The organism is Coraliomargarita parva, assembly GCF_027257905.1.
GTDB classification, from domain to species: Bacteria; Verrucomicrobiota; Verrucomicrobiia; order Opitutales; family Coraliomargaritaceae; genus Coraliomargarita_A; species Coraliomargarita_A parva.
Genome location: NZ_JAPZEI010000005.1, coordinates 49,101 through 65,606 on the forward strand (window position 1 = coordinate 49,101; position 16,506 = coordinate 65,606).

General features: G+C 56.3%; 14 protein-coding genes. 4 read left to right on the forward strand and 10 right to left on the reverse strand.

Annotated elements, in window-relative coordinates:
- Positions 1 to 4 precede the first annotated feature (4 nt).
- The 5 genes from O2597_RS08520 to secA all read right to left on the reverse strand — a co-directional run bounded on the left by O2597_RS08520 (position 5) and on the right by secA (position 8,167).
- Positions 5 to 1,432, reverse strand: a complete 1,428-nt coding sequence (locus O2597_RS08520; protein WP_269523944.1) for an MBOAT family O-acyltransferase — start codon at positions 1,430 to 1,432, stop codon at positions 5 to 7.
- Positions 1,433 to 1,538: 106 nt separating this feature from the next.
- On the reverse strand, positions 1,539 to 2,522 hold the full coding sequence (locus O2597_RS08525) for a transposase (RefSeq protein WP_269523946.1): 984 nt from the start codon (positions 2,520 to 2,522) through the stop codon (positions 1,539 to 1,541).
- Between the two features lie 91 nt (positions 2,523 to 2,613).
- On the reverse strand, positions 2,614 to 3,465 hold the full coding sequence (locus O2597_RS08530) for a GumC domain-containing protein (RefSeq protein ID WP_269523948.1): 852 nt from the start codon (positions 3,463 to 3,465) through the stop codon (positions 2,614 to 2,616).
- Positions 3,466 to 3,537: 72 nt separating this feature from the next.
- The gene (gene lnt, locus O2597_RS08535; protein ID WP_269523950.1) at positions 3,538 to 5,106 is read right to left on the reverse strand and encodes an apolipoprotein N-acyltransferase; all 1,569 of its coding nucleotides are present in this window, start codon (positions 5,104 to 5,106) and stop codon (positions 3,538 to 3,540) included.
- A gap of 28 nt (positions 5,107 to 5,134) precedes the next feature.
- On the reverse strand, positions 5,135 to 8,167 hold the full coding sequence (gene secA / locus O2597_RS08540) for a preprotein translocase subunit SecA (RefSeq protein ID WP_269523952.1): 3,033 nt from the start codon (positions 8,165 to 8,167) through the stop codon (positions 5,135 to 5,137).
- Positions 8,168 to 8,342: 175 nt separating this feature from the next.
- On the opposite strand from secA, the gene O2597_RS08545 reads away from it, so the two are divergent.
- Positions 8,343 to 9,830: a cobyric acid synthase gene (locus O2597_RS08545; RefSeq protein WP_269523954.1), complete on the forward strand. Its 1,488-nt coding sequence runs from the start codon at positions 8,343 to 8,345 to the stop codon at positions 9,828 to 9,830.
- 25 nt (positions 9,831 to 9,855) lie between these two features.
- Here O2597_RS08545 and O2597_RS08550 read toward each other — a convergent pair whose 3' ends face one another.
- The 4 genes from O2597_RS08550 to O2597_RS08565 form a co-directional block, all read right to left on the reverse strand.
- Positions 9,856 to 10,467 carry an SPFH domain-containing protein gene (locus O2597_RS08550; protein WP_269523956.1) on the reverse strand — a complete coding sequence of 204 codons (612 nt, stop codon included), beginning with the start codon at positions 10,465 to 10,467 and terminating at the stop codon, positions 9,856 to 9,858.
- Between the two features lie 78 nt (positions 10,468 to 10,545).
- Positions 10,546 to 10,845, reverse strand: coding sequence for a Smr/MutS family protein (locus tag O2597_RS08555; protein ID WP_269523958.1), 300 nt, complete (start codon positions 10,843 to 10,845; stop codon positions 10,546 to 10,548).
- Positions 10,838 to 11,293 carry a heme-binding domain-containing protein gene (locus O2597_RS08560; RefSeq protein ID WP_269523960.1) on the reverse strand — a complete coding sequence of 152 codons (456 nt, stop codon included), beginning with the start codon at positions 11,291 to 11,293 and terminating at the stop codon, positions 10,838 to 10,840. Before O2597_RS08560 ends, O2597_RS08555 begins: the two co-directional genes overlap by 8 nt.
- A gap of 46 nt (positions 11,294 to 11,339) precedes the next feature.
- On the reverse strand, positions 11,340 to 12,656 hold the full coding sequence (locus O2597_RS08565) for a DNA recombination protein RmuC (protein ID WP_269523962.1): 1,317 nt from the start codon (positions 12,654 to 12,656) through the stop codon (positions 11,340 to 11,342).
- 97 nt (positions 12,657 to 12,753) lie between these two features.
- On the opposite strand from O2597_RS08565, the gene O2597_RS08570 reads away from it, so the two are divergent.
- The 3 genes from O2597_RS08570 (at position 12,754) to O2597_RS08580 (ending at position 15,834) form a co-directional block, all read left to right on the forward strand.
- On the forward strand, positions 12,754 to 13,116 hold the full coding sequence (locus O2597_RS08570) for a hypothetical protein (protein WP_269523963.1): 363 nt from the start codon (positions 12,754 to 12,756) through the stop codon (positions 13,114 to 13,116).
- Between the two features lie 49 nt (positions 13,117 to 13,165).
- Complete coding sequence (locus tag O2597_RS08575; protein ID WP_269523965.1) at positions 13,166 to 15,235, forward strand: TonB-dependent receptor; 2,070 nt, start codon at positions 13,166 to 13,168, stop codon at positions 15,233 to 15,235.
- Positions 15,236 to 15,405: 170 nt separating this feature from the next.
- Positions 15,406 to 15,834, forward strand: a complete 429-nt coding sequence (locus tag O2597_RS08580) for a Fur family transcriptional regulator (RefSeq protein ID WP_269523967.1) — start codon at positions 15,406 to 15,408, stop codon at positions 15,832 to 15,834.
- 68 nt (positions 15,835 to 15,902) lie between these two features.
- Here O2597_RS08580 and O2597_RS08585 read toward each other — a convergent pair whose 3' ends face one another.
- Positions 15,903 to 16,352 (reverse strand): MerC domain-containing protein, encoded by a 450-nt coding sequence (locus O2597_RS08585; RefSeq protein ID WP_269523969.1) that lies wholly within the window; start codon positions 16,350 to 16,352, stop codon positions 15,903 to 15,905.
- Positions 16,353 to 16,506 lie beyond the last annotated feature (154 nt).

Genomic DNA, 16,506 nt, shown 5'->3' on the forward strand with positions numbered 1-16,506 from the left:
TTCCCTAAAAGTTGAAATACAGGAACTCGCTAATCTGGTTTAACTGCGGCGCACCGAGAAGAAACAACAGTACCAAGACAATGAAGCGCATGCGTTCAGGAATCGGCCAGCTGCGCACCCGGCACGAATTCTGCCCCAAAAAAGCCAAACCCGAGAAGATGCCGATCCAGACACATAAATCATCGAACGGCACACCTCCCAGAAGTCGATAATCCGAGAGATTCTTCAGATGCGCCATGAACTCCTCATCGAAAAAGCTCATCGCTTTAATCACACTCCATGCCTGCTCCAAACTGTCAGCCCGAAAAAAGACCCATGTCAGATTGATAAACAAAAAGGTCAGCGCCCAAGCCATTAGTTTCGGAATCTTGAGTCCCAGCTTCATCCACAAGCGATGCAGCATGCAGGCTCCCCCATGCAAAGCACCCCAAATGACGAAAGTCCAACTCGCACCATGCCACAACCCGCCAATACAGAAGGTGGTAAACAGATTTATCATGACTCTGGGCTCTGCACAACGATTCCCACCGATCGGAATGTAGATGTAATCCCGTAGCCAACGCGATAGGGTCATATGCCAGCGATGCCAGAAGTCCTGAATGTTCAGGGCCTTGTACGGTGAGTTGAAATTTTGAGGCAAATGTATATTAAACAGCAGCGCGGCCCCGATGGCCATGTCAGTATATCCCGAGAAGTCGTAATAGATCTGCATGGTATAGCTCAACGAAGTACACCACGCCTCGATGAATCCAAGCGTCTCGCTATCCGCATAGCCCGCATTCGCCCACACCGAAAAGCTGTCCGCAACAAACACCTTCTTAAACAAACCGAGTGAAAAAACGAACAAACCCCAGTAGATGTTTTTCCAACTGAGCACCTTCGCCCGCTTCCCCATAAACTGCACCATCATTTCACGATGATGAACAATCGGGCCCGCGATGAGTTGCGGGAAAAAGCTAACAAACAAACAATAGTTCAGGAAATTGTATTCCAAGGTCTTCCCCTGATAGGAATCCACCAAATAGGCAATTTGCTGAAAGGTGAAAAATGAGATGGCCAAGGGCAACGCCAACTCCAGCAACTTGTAATCAGATTGAGCGAGGTGATTCAGGTTTGTGAGGAAAAAATCGGCATACTTGTAAAACCCCAAAGCTGCCACGTTCATTGTGATGCCAAAGGCCAACAGCAATTTCCTGGAGAGCTTGGGACTACGCTCCAAAGGGCTTACGACCTCGCCCAGTGCATAGTTAAACGCAATCGATATTAGAAGGATCGGCAGGTAAGACCAATTCCACCAAGAATAGAAAAACAAACTGGCAACCACGAGAAACACCTTCGCGGGAATAACCAATCGAAGGCGCAGCATAACATGGTATGCGACGACAACCAGCGGAAGAAACAGGAAGATATAGATAAATGAGTTGAACAACATATCACAAACAAGTCTCCAACCGCTAAAGTTCGATAACCGTCATGTGAAATATCACGGTCACTCTGTAAAGATCCAATCCGTCATACTGATAAAAACCCGCGGACACCTAAGCAAATACTTGTCGGCGTAGGCCCCGAATCACGGCGAGATCCCCCCAATCGGCTCCAGTCAATCTACGTGCCGTTGGGGGATGCTTCCGATCCCGCTCCAATTGCCAGACACCCGCATAAGATCGCACAAACTCTTTCGTGCCTAGAATCGCACCATCGGTAAAATACCGCACACGGCAACGCAAGACCGTCGCCTTCGGAAGCACCGCCCCCTCTTTTTCCAAAACTCGCAGCGCCTGTTCCCGACTGATCGAACATCCCTTCGCCGGTACACTACCCTTGCCGAAGATCAAAGCCCGGTGGGCTTGGAGAGCGGCCGGGACTCCAGAGGCCCGATCCCCCCAAATCCGCACAAACCCACGCCGCGCGGACGCATAGCCCGCAACCGCCTCCGCATAGCCACAAAAGCGATAATCCTTGGGATCCTCCACCAGGCCAGCCCGCACCGGATTCAAATCAATATACGCCGCCATAGTTTGCAGAGGGTTCCCCTGCCCCTCCACCAGCACACTCTTGAACCGCTCCGCCCAAAGTGTCCCATAACGCTGGTGCGTGCGGTTATACCACACCGAAAAGCGCTGCTTCACCCCTTTCATAAACTCCGACACATCCCCCATCCGCGCCAAAAGCTTTGCCCGAATCAACTCCGCCTCCTCGCCACCTGCTTCGAGTTGGCGTGCAATCAGAATGGCCGACTCCGCCTGGTACTTGGTCGGCTTCGGATACAACACCCGATAGCGGCGCATCAACTCCGAATCCGGGATCTCACTGCCCTCCGGAACCCGCACCAAGACGTGAAAGTGGTTCGACATGATGCAGTAGGTCAGCAACTCAACCCCGCAAAAGTCCGCCACCTGCCACAGCATCTTCCGCAACACCTCCTTCTCCCTGTCCTCAAACAGCACCTCCCCATTCACTGTCCGCGTCATACAATGATACACCGCGCTGCTTCCCTTTACCTTCAACCGTCTCGACCGCATCGCTCAACATTAGCTCCTGCACTAACGGTATTGTCAATATACTTCTTACTGCTTTTGCCTGTCCCTCTTCTAACGAATTCAACAGATTGTCTCAATTCTGCGGGCTTGCTGGTTTTGAAATGGCCAGGGGGGACCATCCTGAATGCACAAGCTGCTTTTCTTCGGCGACTAGCCTTTTGAGCGCTTCGAAATCTGTACTATATTGTTCGACTCTGCGCGTGATCGACAGCAAGGATCGATTCAATCGCTCGTGCTGGACCAAGGTTGCTTTCGCCTTTTCAATGGCCTGCACTTCTTCGGATTTTTCCGCTGCTACAAGCGCGTCTTGTAATGCTTTCCCTGCATTTTCCAGCTGTTCGGCATCTCCATGCTTATCAAGAAAGACCTTATATTCCAATTCTGCCAGCTTGAGAAAGCGGGATTGCTGCTCTGCCTGAAACTCGAGCGCATCAATCGCGGCCAGCGCTCGCTTTTTATCCATTCTTGCATAGGAAGCGACAACTTGCCCTGCGAATAAAGTTGAAATTGCGACCGCCCGTTCGGGGTCGGGGTCCCGGAATCCGACCCTTAGTTGCCGATGCTCCACGTCCACTTCGACCTCACAGGCTTGCTCCAACCAATCCGTTATCGGTTCGACGTTCCCGTCATGCGCGCCTTCAGATGCTTGATAGTGCCCAGTCCGTATTAGCTCAGCCGCCAATTCCAACCGGACTGCTTCACTTTTAGCGAGTCCGACCTCTTTCGCCAAGGTCAAGGGCGGCCGTGGACAGCCTCGCGAAATCAAGCCCGGGGCATGCTGCTCCAGCCACCGCTCCCTCAAATCCTGTGGATCGCGATACTGCAGAGTCACATAAGCCGTCTCAGCCGTGCTAGCAAAATCATCGCAAGCCGAAAGCAGCAGCAATAAGAGGCATATCAGGGCAGCAGCGCGCATCAGGATCAAAGTACACGTTAGGTTGCTGCAAGCAGAGCCGCTTACAATGCCAAAGCGGAAGCTTCAAAGACTGGAATGGCCTTACGCTTTAATACGGCTCAATCCCACAGCAACGAGAGCGAAACCGGCCGACACCCAAACAAACCAATCTCCGTGACGAGTATAAAAGCTTTGTTGCCGTTCCCATCTGCCGAACTGAATAACCCCGAAACTCCCGCCTCCGCGGAAATAAACGCTGCCATTCTCGTTCAGCAGCACTGAATGCACCGCACCCATGGCGTCGATGGAGCCGCTCCAGCCACCGTTGCCGCAGCGCATGACGGGGCGACGATTTTCCACGGCGCGAAGAACCGAGTGGGCCGCATGCTGGTAGGCGCCGCCCTCTTCTCCGTACCAGGCATTGTTGGTCGTCACGAAGAGTACTTCGGCACCGGCCTGCACACTGGCACGGGCAAGACGTGGAAAGACGTCTTCATAGCAAACGAGCGGGCCAACCTTAATGGCATGGCCCCGGACATGCAGGGTGAGCAGATTCGGGGCATCACCGGGCTCGAAATTGCCACTGTGCTCCACAAACTTATCGACGATAACATCAAAGGGAGGCGGGACATATTCCCCGAATGGCACCAGTTCCCGTTTCGAGTAAAAGGGTTCTGCCAACCCGGTTCCCGGCTCAACCAGACAGGCACCATTATACCACAAATCGGCCTCGCGGTCCCATTTCAGATTCCCCATCAGAATCGGCTTCTGCAGTTCATTTGAAAGCATTTCGACCCGTGTTTGCATCGAATCATATCCGATAATCGGCCACGGGGTCGCTGCTTCCGGCCACAGTAGCAGGTCATGGCCCGAAGTGGCAAACGCACGCGAGTGCCACTCAAGCGTCTCCAAATTCTGCACCTCCCGGTCGGTATCCCATTTCAATTCAGCGGGAATATAGGGCTGAACGACATCGGCGACAAAGAGCGCTTCCTCGCTACCGCGTGCCGGTAGCGAATGGAAAAAGACATAAAAGCAAAGGCCCAAGCAGCCCAAGGCCGCATAAAGATCGGGACTGAACCAACCGGTCCACATCTTACGCTCTTTTGTACTAATCCGGTGCCAAAGGGTTTGTGAGACGCAACAGTTAAAAAATATGAGCAGGAAGGAGACTCCATAAGCTCCGGTCCAGGCCGCAATCTGCAGGACCACCGTCCGATCCCACTGGCTCAAAGCCAAGGGCGCCCAGGGAAAGCCCCAGAACAGCCAAGTTCGCACCCATTCCAACAGGACCCAAGCACCCGCCAGCCCGGAAAATCCCAAAAGCCGGAAAACAAAGGGACGTTGGACCAGGCGCGGCCATATCCACCGCGCCAATAGCACCCACAGGGCAAAAATAAATCCCAACAGCGCACTCAGCGCAATCGTACCGATGAGCGTGACATGCCTAAGCCAGACAAGAATGGCAAACCATGCCAGCCAGCCAGTGCCAAAAGCGACCGCCAGACTCATCCATTTGCCTGGCCGGGTTGCGAGCCAAAGCAAGAGCGGCACAAAGGCAATGTAGGCCCCCTCGGCGAATTCAAAAGGCGGGATCGACAGCACCCAAAGCAGCGCAGAGAGCAATCCCGCAGCGAGGCCCCAAAATAGCGAAGAGCGGAAAGAATTCATACGCTGGCCGCCAAATTGCAGGTGCCGCTTATTTCTGCACCAGTTCCCAACCCTCGTTGAGGATGAGTGGCTCGGCCTTCTTAAACTTCAACTCCTTGAGCTCGCCTCCCTTGCGGATGGTAACCACATCATTGCGACCGACCTTGGGCAACTCGCGGCGCACCGGCTCCACCTTGGGCAGTTCCACTTCCTTCTTAGGTGCCGCAGCAGTGGCCGTCGGGGCCTGTTGTGCATTCGCGACTGCCGCAGCTGCGGCCAAGGCGCCGGGCTGTGCCTGACCGGTACCGGGACCCGCCTGTTCAACCTTGATGTTCATGCGGGCCAACATGTTCTGGAAGGCCTCCTGGTTCGTCGCCGAACGGAAATAGGAATGACAAATTTCAGTACGAACGTTGGTCATCAGCTCTTGGAAGAAACCGTAGGCCTCGCTCTTGTATTCATTGAGCGGATCCTTCTGGCCGTAACCACGAAGGTTCACGCTACGGCGAAGTTCTTCCATCTCGGTCAGGTGATCCTGCCAGCGGCGATCCAGCGAACGAATCACAATATAACGCTCCAGTCCGGAAAGGGCTTCTTTCTCTTCCACCTCTTCGCGCTGGTTGGCGGCTTCCTTAATCCGCTCAAAGACCAGCTCATGACGGGCGTTCAGGTCCAAGGACTCAATCTCAGCAAGCTCCAAAGTGACGGGGAAGTAGCCCTTCACCCAAGCCACAAAGTGCTGGACGGCTTCGCTGTCCTTTTCGGCCTGCAATGCGGAAAGGCGTTCTTCCAGCTCTTCCTCGATCATCTCGAAGACGATATCGCGCGGAGTATCCGTAAGGATAGCATCATTGCGGATGCCATAGATCACCTCCCGCTGGGTATTGAGTACATCGTCAAACTGAAGGAGGCGTTTCCGGATAGAGAAATTCTGCTGCTCGACCTTCTTCTGTGCATTTTCGATCGACCAGTTGAGCATGGGGTGCTGCAGCTCTTCGTCCTCGCTCATGGACTTCTCCAGCACCTTCGAAATCGGACCGGCATTGGCGAAGAGACGCATCAGATCGTCCTCCAGCGACACAAAGAATTTGGAAAGGCCCGGATCGCCCTGACGCGCACAACGGCCGCGCAGCTGACGGTCGATCCGACGGGACTCGTGACGCTCCGTGCCGATCACGAAGAGACCGCCAAGCTCTTCGACGCCCTGGCCCAGCTTAATATCCGTACCACGACCCGCCATATTGGTTGCGATCGTGACGGCACCCTTTTGGCCGGCATTGGCCACGATCTCGGCTTCCTGCTCGTGGAACTTCGCATTCAGCACGCTGTGGGTAATCTTGGTGCGGCGCAGCATACGGCTGAGCAACTCAGAAGCTTCGACCGAAGCAGTACCCACCAGGACCGGCTGGCCCTTCTTGTGGGCGGATTCGATCTCCCGGACCACCGCATTGTACTTTTCACGGCGGGTCTTAAAGACCACGTCGTTGAGGTCCTTGCGAATATTAGGCTTATGGGTCGGAATGATCATGACCGAGAGCCCGTAAATTTCGTGGAACTCGGATGCTTCCGTTTCCGCAGTACCGGTCATGCCGGCCAGCTTGTCATACATCCGGAAGTAATTCTGGATGGTGACGGTCGCGTAGGTCTTGGTCTCCTTCTCGATGGTGCAGTTTTCCTTGGCTTCAACCGCCTGGTGCAGTCCATCGGACCAACGACGGCCCGGCATGACACGCCCGGTATTCTGGTCGACGATGTGGACCTTGCCCTCAACCACGACGTACTCCTTGTCCTTTTCGTAAAGGCTGTAGGCACGAAGCAGCTGGCTGATGCAGTGAATGCGCTCGCTGGATTGCTGGAAGATATGCTCCGCCTCCATTTTGGCCTTCTGCTTTTCATCGGGGGCCAAATCCTCGCGCTTCTCGATTTCGATAAACTGGGTCGGCAAATCCGGCAGCATGAAGGCATCCGGGTCGTCCGGGCTCATGAGCTGGCGGCCTTTCTCGGTCAAATCGGCCTGCTGTTGCTTTTCGTCGATGACGTAGAAGAGCTGCTCCTTGAGTGCGTAGCGCTGCTCCTTATTAAAGTCACTGGCCATCTCGAGGTCGAACTTATCCAGCGCCCGCCGGAAGGCCGGGACCTCATTGAGCCGGTGCAACTGCTTGTTCTTCGGCATGCCGAGCTTGACCTGGTAGAGCTTGGCAACCGCATCCTTGAGCGTATCCGCATCCGGCTTCTCGGACTCCAGGACCTCCTTGGCTTCGGCCACCAACTGATTACACTGCGACTGCTGCTTCGAAACCAGGTTTTGGACGGACGGCTTCACCTGCGGGAAAGGCAGGGGATTGTCATCCTGCATCGGCCCGGAAATAATAAGCGGCGTACGGGCTTCGTCGATGAGGACAGAGTCGACTTCGTCGATGATACAGAAGTAATGATCCCGCTGCACCTGGTCCTCCTTGCGGCTGGCCATGCCGTTGTCGCGCAAGTAATCAAAGCCGTATTCCGAAGCGGTGCCGTAAGTGATGTTGCAGCCATACATGACACGCCGCTCTTCCGGACGCATACTGTTCTGGATGCAGCCGACGGTCAGACCGAGAAATTTGAAGAGGTGCCCCATCCACTCCGAGTCCCGGCGGGCGAGGTAATCATTCACAGTCACCAACTGGCAGTTCCGTCCGGTCAGGGCGTTCAAGTAGAGCGGAGCGGTGGAAACAAGGGTCTTACCTTCACCGGTCGCCATTTCCGCGATGCGCTTTTCATGTAACGAAATGCCCCCGAGCAGCTGTACATCGTAGTGCACCATATTCCATGGCAACATGTGGTCACAAACCTCGTATTCCTTGCCGCACATCCGGCGGGCCGCGTTTTTCACCGCAGCAAAGGCTTCAGGCAAGATCTCGTCGAGGGTCTCGCCGTCCTTGACGCGCTGCATGAACTCGGCGGTCTTGCCGCGCAACTCTTCGTCGCTCAGGCTCTGGTATTCCTCTTCAAGCGAGTTGATACGTGCAATGATAGGCTGACACTTCTTTTGAAACTTCTTGTAGTGGCTGCCGGAAAACTTTTTGAGAATAGCGGTGATCATTGGGATCGGATGGACTGCAAAATATATGTTTGGGCCCGTTCGAGCCAGCACTCAGGGACACCGGAAACGGGAAAAAGTGGCAAAAATGGCAAAACTCACCAGCACTGGCAAGCGTCTTTCCCGAGAGCAACCGTGACGTCCCGGTGACGAAACAAAACCTCAAGGTCATGAGCGAATGGCCTTTCCTCAAGACTTCGTGTCCTTTCTGCTGTCCGTCTCAATGAAGTCACTCTCCATCCTCGGCACAAGTTCGGACGCTGGCAAAAGCTGGATTGCCACTGCATTGTGCGCGCTCCTGCACCGCAAGGGTTACAAGATCGCCCCCTTCAAGGCGCAAAACATGTCGAACAATGCCTACGTCACCCTAGAAGGTGGGGAGATCGGACGCGCCCAGGCGGTTCAAGCCGAAGCCTGCGGCCTACGGCCCATTGCTGAAATGAACCCAATCTTACTGAAGCCCAGTAGTGATACCGCCTCGCAAATCGTTTTTCGCGGCGTGCCCGGCCTGCACATCGAAGCCGGCAACTACTATAAGACGCTCGGCAATCTCTGGGAGAAAGTCGCCGAAATCATCGACTGGTGGCGCCCCCGCTGTGATGTCCTGCTAATGGAAGGCGCCGGCAGCCCGGTCGAGCTTAACCTGATGGACCGCGATCTCGCCAACTTGCTCCCGATCGAATACACCGACGGTCGTTGGCTCCTCGCCTGCGACATCGAGCGCGGGGGCGTCTTCGCCCAAGGCATCGGGACGGTGCAGCTGATGCCAGAAGCCAGCCGCAAACGCGGGCTGGGGCTGGTCATCAACAAATTCCGCGGCGACCCGAAGCTCTTTGCCGGAGCCGAGGCACATTTTGCAAAACACATCGAAGTGCCCATGCTCGGCACCTTACCGATGCGCTACGATCTCCAGCCCGAAATGGAAGACGGATTTTCGAAACCACCCGAATTCGGTCATCCTGAAGACCCCCTGCTCTGCTGGATCGCGCTGCCCCGGGTATCCAACACCAGCGACGCCCAGCCCTGGACCCTTGACCGGGGCATCCGCATGCAATGGACCCGTAGTGCCGAAGACTTGCGTAAAGCCCGCATCATCGTGCTCCCCGGCTCCAAAAACACGATCGCCGACCTCGTGTGGCTCCGACAGGAAGGCCTCGATCAGGTCATTCTGGAACGCGCCGCAGCCGGCGTACCCGTGATCGGCCTTTGCGGCGGCTATCAAATGCTCGGACAAAGCATCAGCGACCCAGACGGAATCGCCGGCAATGCCGGCAGCATTGAGGGACTCGGGCTACTTCCGCTGCACACCCACTACAATACCGAAAAACGCGTCCAACAGGTTCAGGCCCGTTGGAAGGAAAATGAATGGCAGGCCTACGAGATCCACATGGGTCACACGGAACTGCCGGAGCACTACAGCCCGCTCCTTAGAGCGGACAACCAACCGGAAGGCATCCGGCAGGACAAAATCTGGGGCAGCTACCTGCACGGCCTCTTTGAAGCGCCCGAGGTCCGACGCGCCCTCGCCCGGGCAGCGGGGATTGACCGCCACCAAGCACCCGAGCGCAACTGGCATTCCCACAAAGCCGAGCTCTACGACCAAATGGCGGATTGCCTCGAACACTACCTGCGACTGGAAAACATCTACCGCTACCTCGACAGCTAGGGATGGTTTCGCTGCCAGACAATGGTTACACCTCAGCCACTTCCGGGTTCTTGCGGATCTCGGATAAGGCCTCCCCGACAATTTGCGGGCGCACGGCCTGTGCTTTACCGAGCCTCCGCGAGGCTTCCTTCTCCGCGTTGGAACGTATTATGGCAACGCGGTTCTCACCATCCTGGCACATCGACGCCGTGACCTGCCGGAGGCGGTTCACGACTTTGCGCTCGATTTCCTTGATCATCCCCTGGTCACGAAAAGCCACCTTACGAATGTAAGTCGAACCGAGCGTAAAGCCCCACTGTTGAGAGGTCGGCGAGACCTCCTCGCGCACTTTTCGCGACAAGGCGTCGCGGTCCTCCCAAAGCACATCCAACTCTAGATTTGACAACTGCTTGATCACGGAGGTCGACACATTGGCCGACAGCGAGCGAACAGGCTCAGAATTTTCAAACAGATAAGCCGTCGGATTGCTCACGTAGCACTCATACCAAATACCAACTCCCATGGGCGCACCCTCTTCGGAATTCACAAATTGGTTCCGAAGATAGTACTGATGAATGCTGTTCGATACGGTATACACCTTTCCGAAATAAGGGACGAGCAAGCTGCGCGGGCCAAACTTGGTGAAAGAGGAATTCAAGATACTCAGCCAGTATTATCCTCAACAGCCAACACGAACCGCCCTTAAGAGAGCGAAAACATACAACAGACCAGTCTGCTAATCTCCATTACGGTGATCCCTCAGCCAGGCAATCGTCGCGCCCCAGCTCCCCTCGCCCGGCCCGGCGAGATGAAATTCGCGCACCCGGGCGTCGCGTCGTAAAAGCACATGGACGGTTTCCCGCAGGGTGCCGGTCCCTTTGCCGTGGACGATGCGGATACGGGTAATCCCCTGCTCCAGGCAAAGCCCGATGTAGTCGGGGATCAGTTCTCCCAAATCGGATGGCCTGAAGGTGTGCAGGTCGAGTTCCCCGTTAATCTCAAACTCGACCGGGTCGTTCGGATCGGGATCAGTCATGCTCATGCTCGTGCTCATCATGCTCCGAGCCCTCAGGATAAAAATAAGCCTTCAGCACGGCCAGTTGGGCCTCCGAGAGCTTGGCCCCCGGATGCATCCGCAGGTAGCTGCCGATCGGCATGTGCCCCTCCTTGGTTTCTTCGTAGATCTCCTCCATCAGGTGGGCGTCACCTCGAAAACTCGCCCAATCCGAGAAATTCAACTCTTCGCGGGCTTCGCGCACATGCTCCGCCACCGACCAGGAGACCGGAGCGACATAACTGTACCAAGGCCAGACGGTTTCATTGGAATGGCAGTCATAACAACTGGTACGGAGGATCTCCTTCACCGCATCCGGCCCGTCGAAATCGGCCAACACCGGAGGATTCGAGCGCTCCGCCGGCACCAGCTGGATGGCAATCAAAGCGAGAGCGACTGCAGCAGAGACGAGGAGGAGTATTTTCTTCATAGGTTAGGGAGCACAGATATGGGTCAGTTCGTTTCCAGCAAATGAGCTAGGCCGAATCATCCGTCTGTGGCAGCACAGGCGCCTTTTCGATGGACTTCGTTTCGGGCAACTCATCCATGGACGCACTGTCCAGCTCCTGAAACTTTCGAGCCGTCACCAGCAGGCGACTTTCTACCGAACGAATGGCGTTATTATAATGGCCCACCGACTGGTCGAGGCTCTTGCCCAGCTTGGCAAAATGCCCGGCGACGACTGCGATCCGTTCATAGAGCTCCTTGCCGAGCTCGGCGATCTGCTTGGCCTCACGTGCGATGGCTTCCTGCTGCCAACCGTAGGCAATGGCTTTGAGCAGTGCGATCAGGGTCGTCGGCGTCGCGAGGATCACCTTATTGAGCACACCGAGTTCGATGAGCTGCGGATCCTGCTCGAGCGCGGCGCTGAAAATCGCCTCGTTGGGGATGAAGAGGACGACAAACTCGGGGGCGTTGTCGAACTGGTTCCAGTAGGCCTTTTGCGAGAGGCCTTTGATATGGTCTCGGATATGCCGGGCGTGGGCCTGCATCCGGTTGGTCTGCACCTCGGGATCTTCCGCCTCCAGGGCATCGAGGTAGGCGGCCAGAGGTACCTTCGAATCGACCACCACCTGCCGCTCGTTGGGCAAACGGATCAGCATGTCGGGACGTTGACGCTGCCCCTCGGCCGTTTCGTGCGAGGCCTGTTCGACAAAATCGCAGTAGTTAACCATGCCGGCCATTTCGACGGTGCGCCGCAGCTGCATTTCGCCCCATTGCCCGCGGACCTGAGGCGCACGCAGCGCCTGGACCAGGCTGCCGGTCGTCTTGCTCAGTTGGGTCTGGGACTCGGCCAGCTGCTGGAGTTGCTGCTTCAGGGTCGCATCGGTCTGGGTGCGGCGCTCCTCGATCTGGTTCACCCGCTCGTTGAAGGTCTTGAGCGCGATGCCGATCGGTTCGACCGTCTTATTGATGGCCTGCTGGCGCTTCTCCAAATCCCCTTTCGCGCCTTCCTGGTACTTCTCAAGGGTTGATTTAGCGAGATTCAGGAAATCGGCGTTGTTCTTTGAGAGTGCTTCAGAAGACAGTGCCTTGAAGGCATCCATCAGCTTGGTTTTGGCCTCTTCGAGCAGGGCCAGCTTCTCATTCGCAGCCTGCAACTCGGCCTCACGTCTGGCTTCGATCCGGGCCAAGGCCTCCTTGGTTTCGGTATATGAGGCCTGTAGGCGATCGCGCTCAACCGTGGCTTCATCGAGTGCCGCGCTTGTCCGCTTCAACGAGCCCGCTTGGACCACATAAACCAAAACAGCGCCGAGAAACACACCTACGATCAAGCCAATCAGGATCTCCATATGTGTGTGATTGAGGCATCTTTCCAACAACTGGCAACGGTGAAAGCGGCCTCAGAGCTTGACCTGGCAAGCAGCCTGCTTAATGCAAGTGACTTGCATGAGAAGCATCGAGCCAAAATCGACCCTCAAAGCCCTCGTCTGTGGCTGGTTGTCACTTTGGCTTCTCCTACTGAGTTTTGCCAGTGTCAGTCCGGACCTACATAACTGGCTGCATGGTTCGCCAGGCACGGACTGCAGTAGATGTCATGACACAGCAAGCAATGCCCCCGATGGCACGCCGTCGCACATGTGTGCCGTCACCTTGCTTCAAGCCGGCCTGGAAGTCGTCTTCGAGCCGATCACACTGGAGCCACTCGCGGCAACATTCCTAGCACTTCCCGAGGAAATACAGCTTTCGTTCCTCGACCTCAGAGCGCACGACCAACAAGCCCGTGCACCCCCGATGAAAAGCCTTGTTTAGCTCCTAAAGGAAGCCGGTTCGCCGGCAAACAAGCAACTTTTCATCAAACATGTATTTACACAGAATTTCTCTGGGCGTGTTCGCGTGCGCCCTCACATCCATTCACGCGGAAACCACAGATTCCGAAGCCACCGGACCGATCTACGTACTCGACGAATACGTCGTCTCAGCGGGACCGCTCCTACGCCCGATCGAGGACTTTGCGAGTCCCTTCAGCTCACTCGACAGCGAGGAACTGTCGGAGCGAAACGGCAGCAGTCTCGGCGCCCTTCTCGACGGAGAGCCAGGGGTCAGCGCCAGCGCCTTCGCGGCCGGTGCCAGCCGCCCGATCATCCGAGGGTTTGACGGACCGCGCGTGCGGATTCTCGACTCCGGGGTCGAGTCGGTCGACGTCTCCTCGACCAGCCCGGATCACGGCGTTGCGGCCGAGCCCTTGCTCACGGAGCGGGTGGAAATCATCCGTGGCCCCGCGACACTGCTCTATGGCAGCTCGGCCATTGGCGGCGTGGTCAATGTCGTCGGCCGGGAAATCCCGCGCGAACCGGTCGATGGAGCCAAGGGCGCAGCCGAGTTTCGCTACGACAGCGTATCCGACGGCAGGATCTGGCTCGGCTACACCACCGTGGGTGGTGATAACTGGGCGGTCAGCGTGACCGGCCTGACCCGAGAGGCGGACAACTACGAGATCCCCGGCGATGCCGAAAGTAAGCATGCTCACGAGCATGAAGCGGAGGAAGAAGAACACGAAGCACAAAGCGGCCTGCTCGAAAACAGCTTCGTGGAAACCGACACCTACTCGATCGGCGGCAGCTGGTTCTTCAACAAGGACAACCATTTTGGCATCGCCTACTCCCAATATGACTCCCTCTACGGCGTCCCCGGTCATGAACACCATCACGAGGAGGACAATGATGAGGGCCATGAAGAAGAGGAGCATGGCGTGTCCATCGACCTAAAGCGGAAGCGTTTCGACGCCGAACTGGAGGCACATGAGCCCGGGTTCGGGCTGCAAGCCCTGCGCCTGCGCTTCGCCTATACCGACTACGAACACACCGAACTGGAAGGTGACAAAATCGGCACCGTGTTCCGCAAGGAAGGCTGGGAATTCCGCGCCGAAGGAGCCCACCAAGCCTTCGCCTTTTTCGAGGAAGGCGTTGTCGGCCTGCAGGTCAGCGACAGCGACTTCTCCGCCACCGGCGAGGAAGGCGGTGCCTTCGGTCCCCCTTCGACCACCCGGAACCAGGCGATCTTCATCAGCGAGCATATCCATGGAGATCCCCTGCACTTCGAGTTTGGCGGGCGTTTGGAAAACCAGACCATAAACGCCGACGGCGCGGCCGACGATTACTCCGACGTCGCGCTGAGTTTGGCCGCCAGCACGATCTGGCATTTCAACGAACGTCACTCACTGGCGTTTTCGCTGCAACGCTCACAGCGCCATCCGACGGCAATCGAGCTCTATGCCGACGGGGCCCACTTAGCGACCTCACAATACGAGCTCGGCGACGAAGACCTCGAATTGGAAACCGCCTATGGCGCCGATCTGCGTTACCGCTATAGCTATGAAGACTGGTCCGGCTCGGTGTCGGCGTTCTACACTTACTTCGAGGACTACATCTACGCGGAAAACCTCGGCATCGAGACCGATAGCTTGGACAGCTATCAATTCACTGCGGTCGACGCCAGCTTCTACGGATTCGAAGGCAACTTGGATTACACCTTGTTTTCCAGCGAGCAAAGCCAAGTGGTTCTCGGTATCATGGGTGACTACGTGCGGGCGAGGAACGAAGACGACGACAACAACCTGCCGCGTATACCGCCGCTGCGCCTGGGCACCCGCCTGCGTATCGACTGCGGTCAATGGTCTGGTGGCGTACTCCTTCGCTACAGCTTCAAGCAAGACGACACCGCCCCGGAAGAGGAAGTAAGCGATGGCTACACCGAACTCAGCCTGAACCTGTCGCGGCAGTTCGAGCTGGAGCAAGGCGTTCGGCTGACTTTCTTCGCCCAAGCGGAGAACCTCCTCGACGAAACCATCCGCCCGCACACCTCCTTCCTGAAGGAAAAGGCCCCACTGCCAGGTCGCAACTTCGTACTCGGCGCACGCGTTGAGTTCTAGGACATGCCGTAGGCGGCCTGCTTATAGTGACTCCCGTCAGTGCAGGCGTTTCTGTTCAACGGAAGCGTGTCGCACGGCTAAAGCGGCGCGACTACGATATAAACCCATCACCATATGAGCTTGATCGGACTCCACATCCGATCAGGCTCTGATGGAAACATCGCATGAGCATGAAACAAACCGAGCTGCTGGACATCATCCTCGAACGCCTGAAGGCGAGTGGCGGCCGCATGACCAAGAAGCGCGAATGCGTGCTCGGTGCCCTACTCAGCATGGATCGCCCGGCCAGCGCGGAAGAGATCCGTGAACGCGCCGAGCTGCCCGCCTCGGATCTGGTGACGGTGTATCGCAATCTGGAAACCTTCGAACATCTTGGCGTGCTGCAACGCGTGCCACTGGAAAACGGAACGCAGCTTTTCGAATTAACAGCCCCCGACGAACACTACCATCACCTGATTTGCCGGAAATGCCATAAGACGGAACGCCTCGACATCTGCGTCGGCCACGAAGTCGTCAAGCGGGCCAAAGCCCATGGCTATTCAAAGATCGCCCACGTCATGGAAGTGTACGGCCTCTGCGAGGATTGCGAGAAGAGTTGATAGTTGGTGGTTGAAAGTTGCTCGTTTCCGAACCTTCCGATCCACAAACAACACTCAACGAACACGACCTAGTCGTGCTGGCAGTCGGTTTTACGGCAGAGACGGTAATTGCGCACGTGAGCGCTGGCGAGAAAGAGACCGCCGAACGTATTGATCCACGGAAGCACGCTACCGATACTGTGAACGTGATCCCCGTGCGGGACTTCACCATGGCTGAGGCGTTCAAAAGCCAAAGCCCCGACAAGCAAAGACAACCCGAAGGCACTCAGAGTCACCACCCATTTATCTTTGTGCTTCCGGCAGCCCATGAAGACAGCGAAGCTGGTAGTCGGAATGACACCTGCCAGCATCCAGATATGGAAATCCTCATGCACAAAGAAAGTCGTCGCGATGATCGGCAGGGCGATGATCAGGATCGGCGTCAGCAGACAATGCACCGCACAAATGGCAGCCATACTGATTGCCAGTTGATCGAGCCAGCCGTGGCTTTGGTGATGTGTGTGTGCGTGTTCTTCCATTCGTTTAGTGAAAGTCAGTGTAAATAAATCGGCTTATTTGCAAGTCCCTTTCATTAAATAATCAGAACCGAGCACAAAAAAGCCCTGTCGCAAAGGGATCGCGCCAAGGCTCTTTTGTTACTGATTACGTATGGTTACTGAGACGAAACTGAGT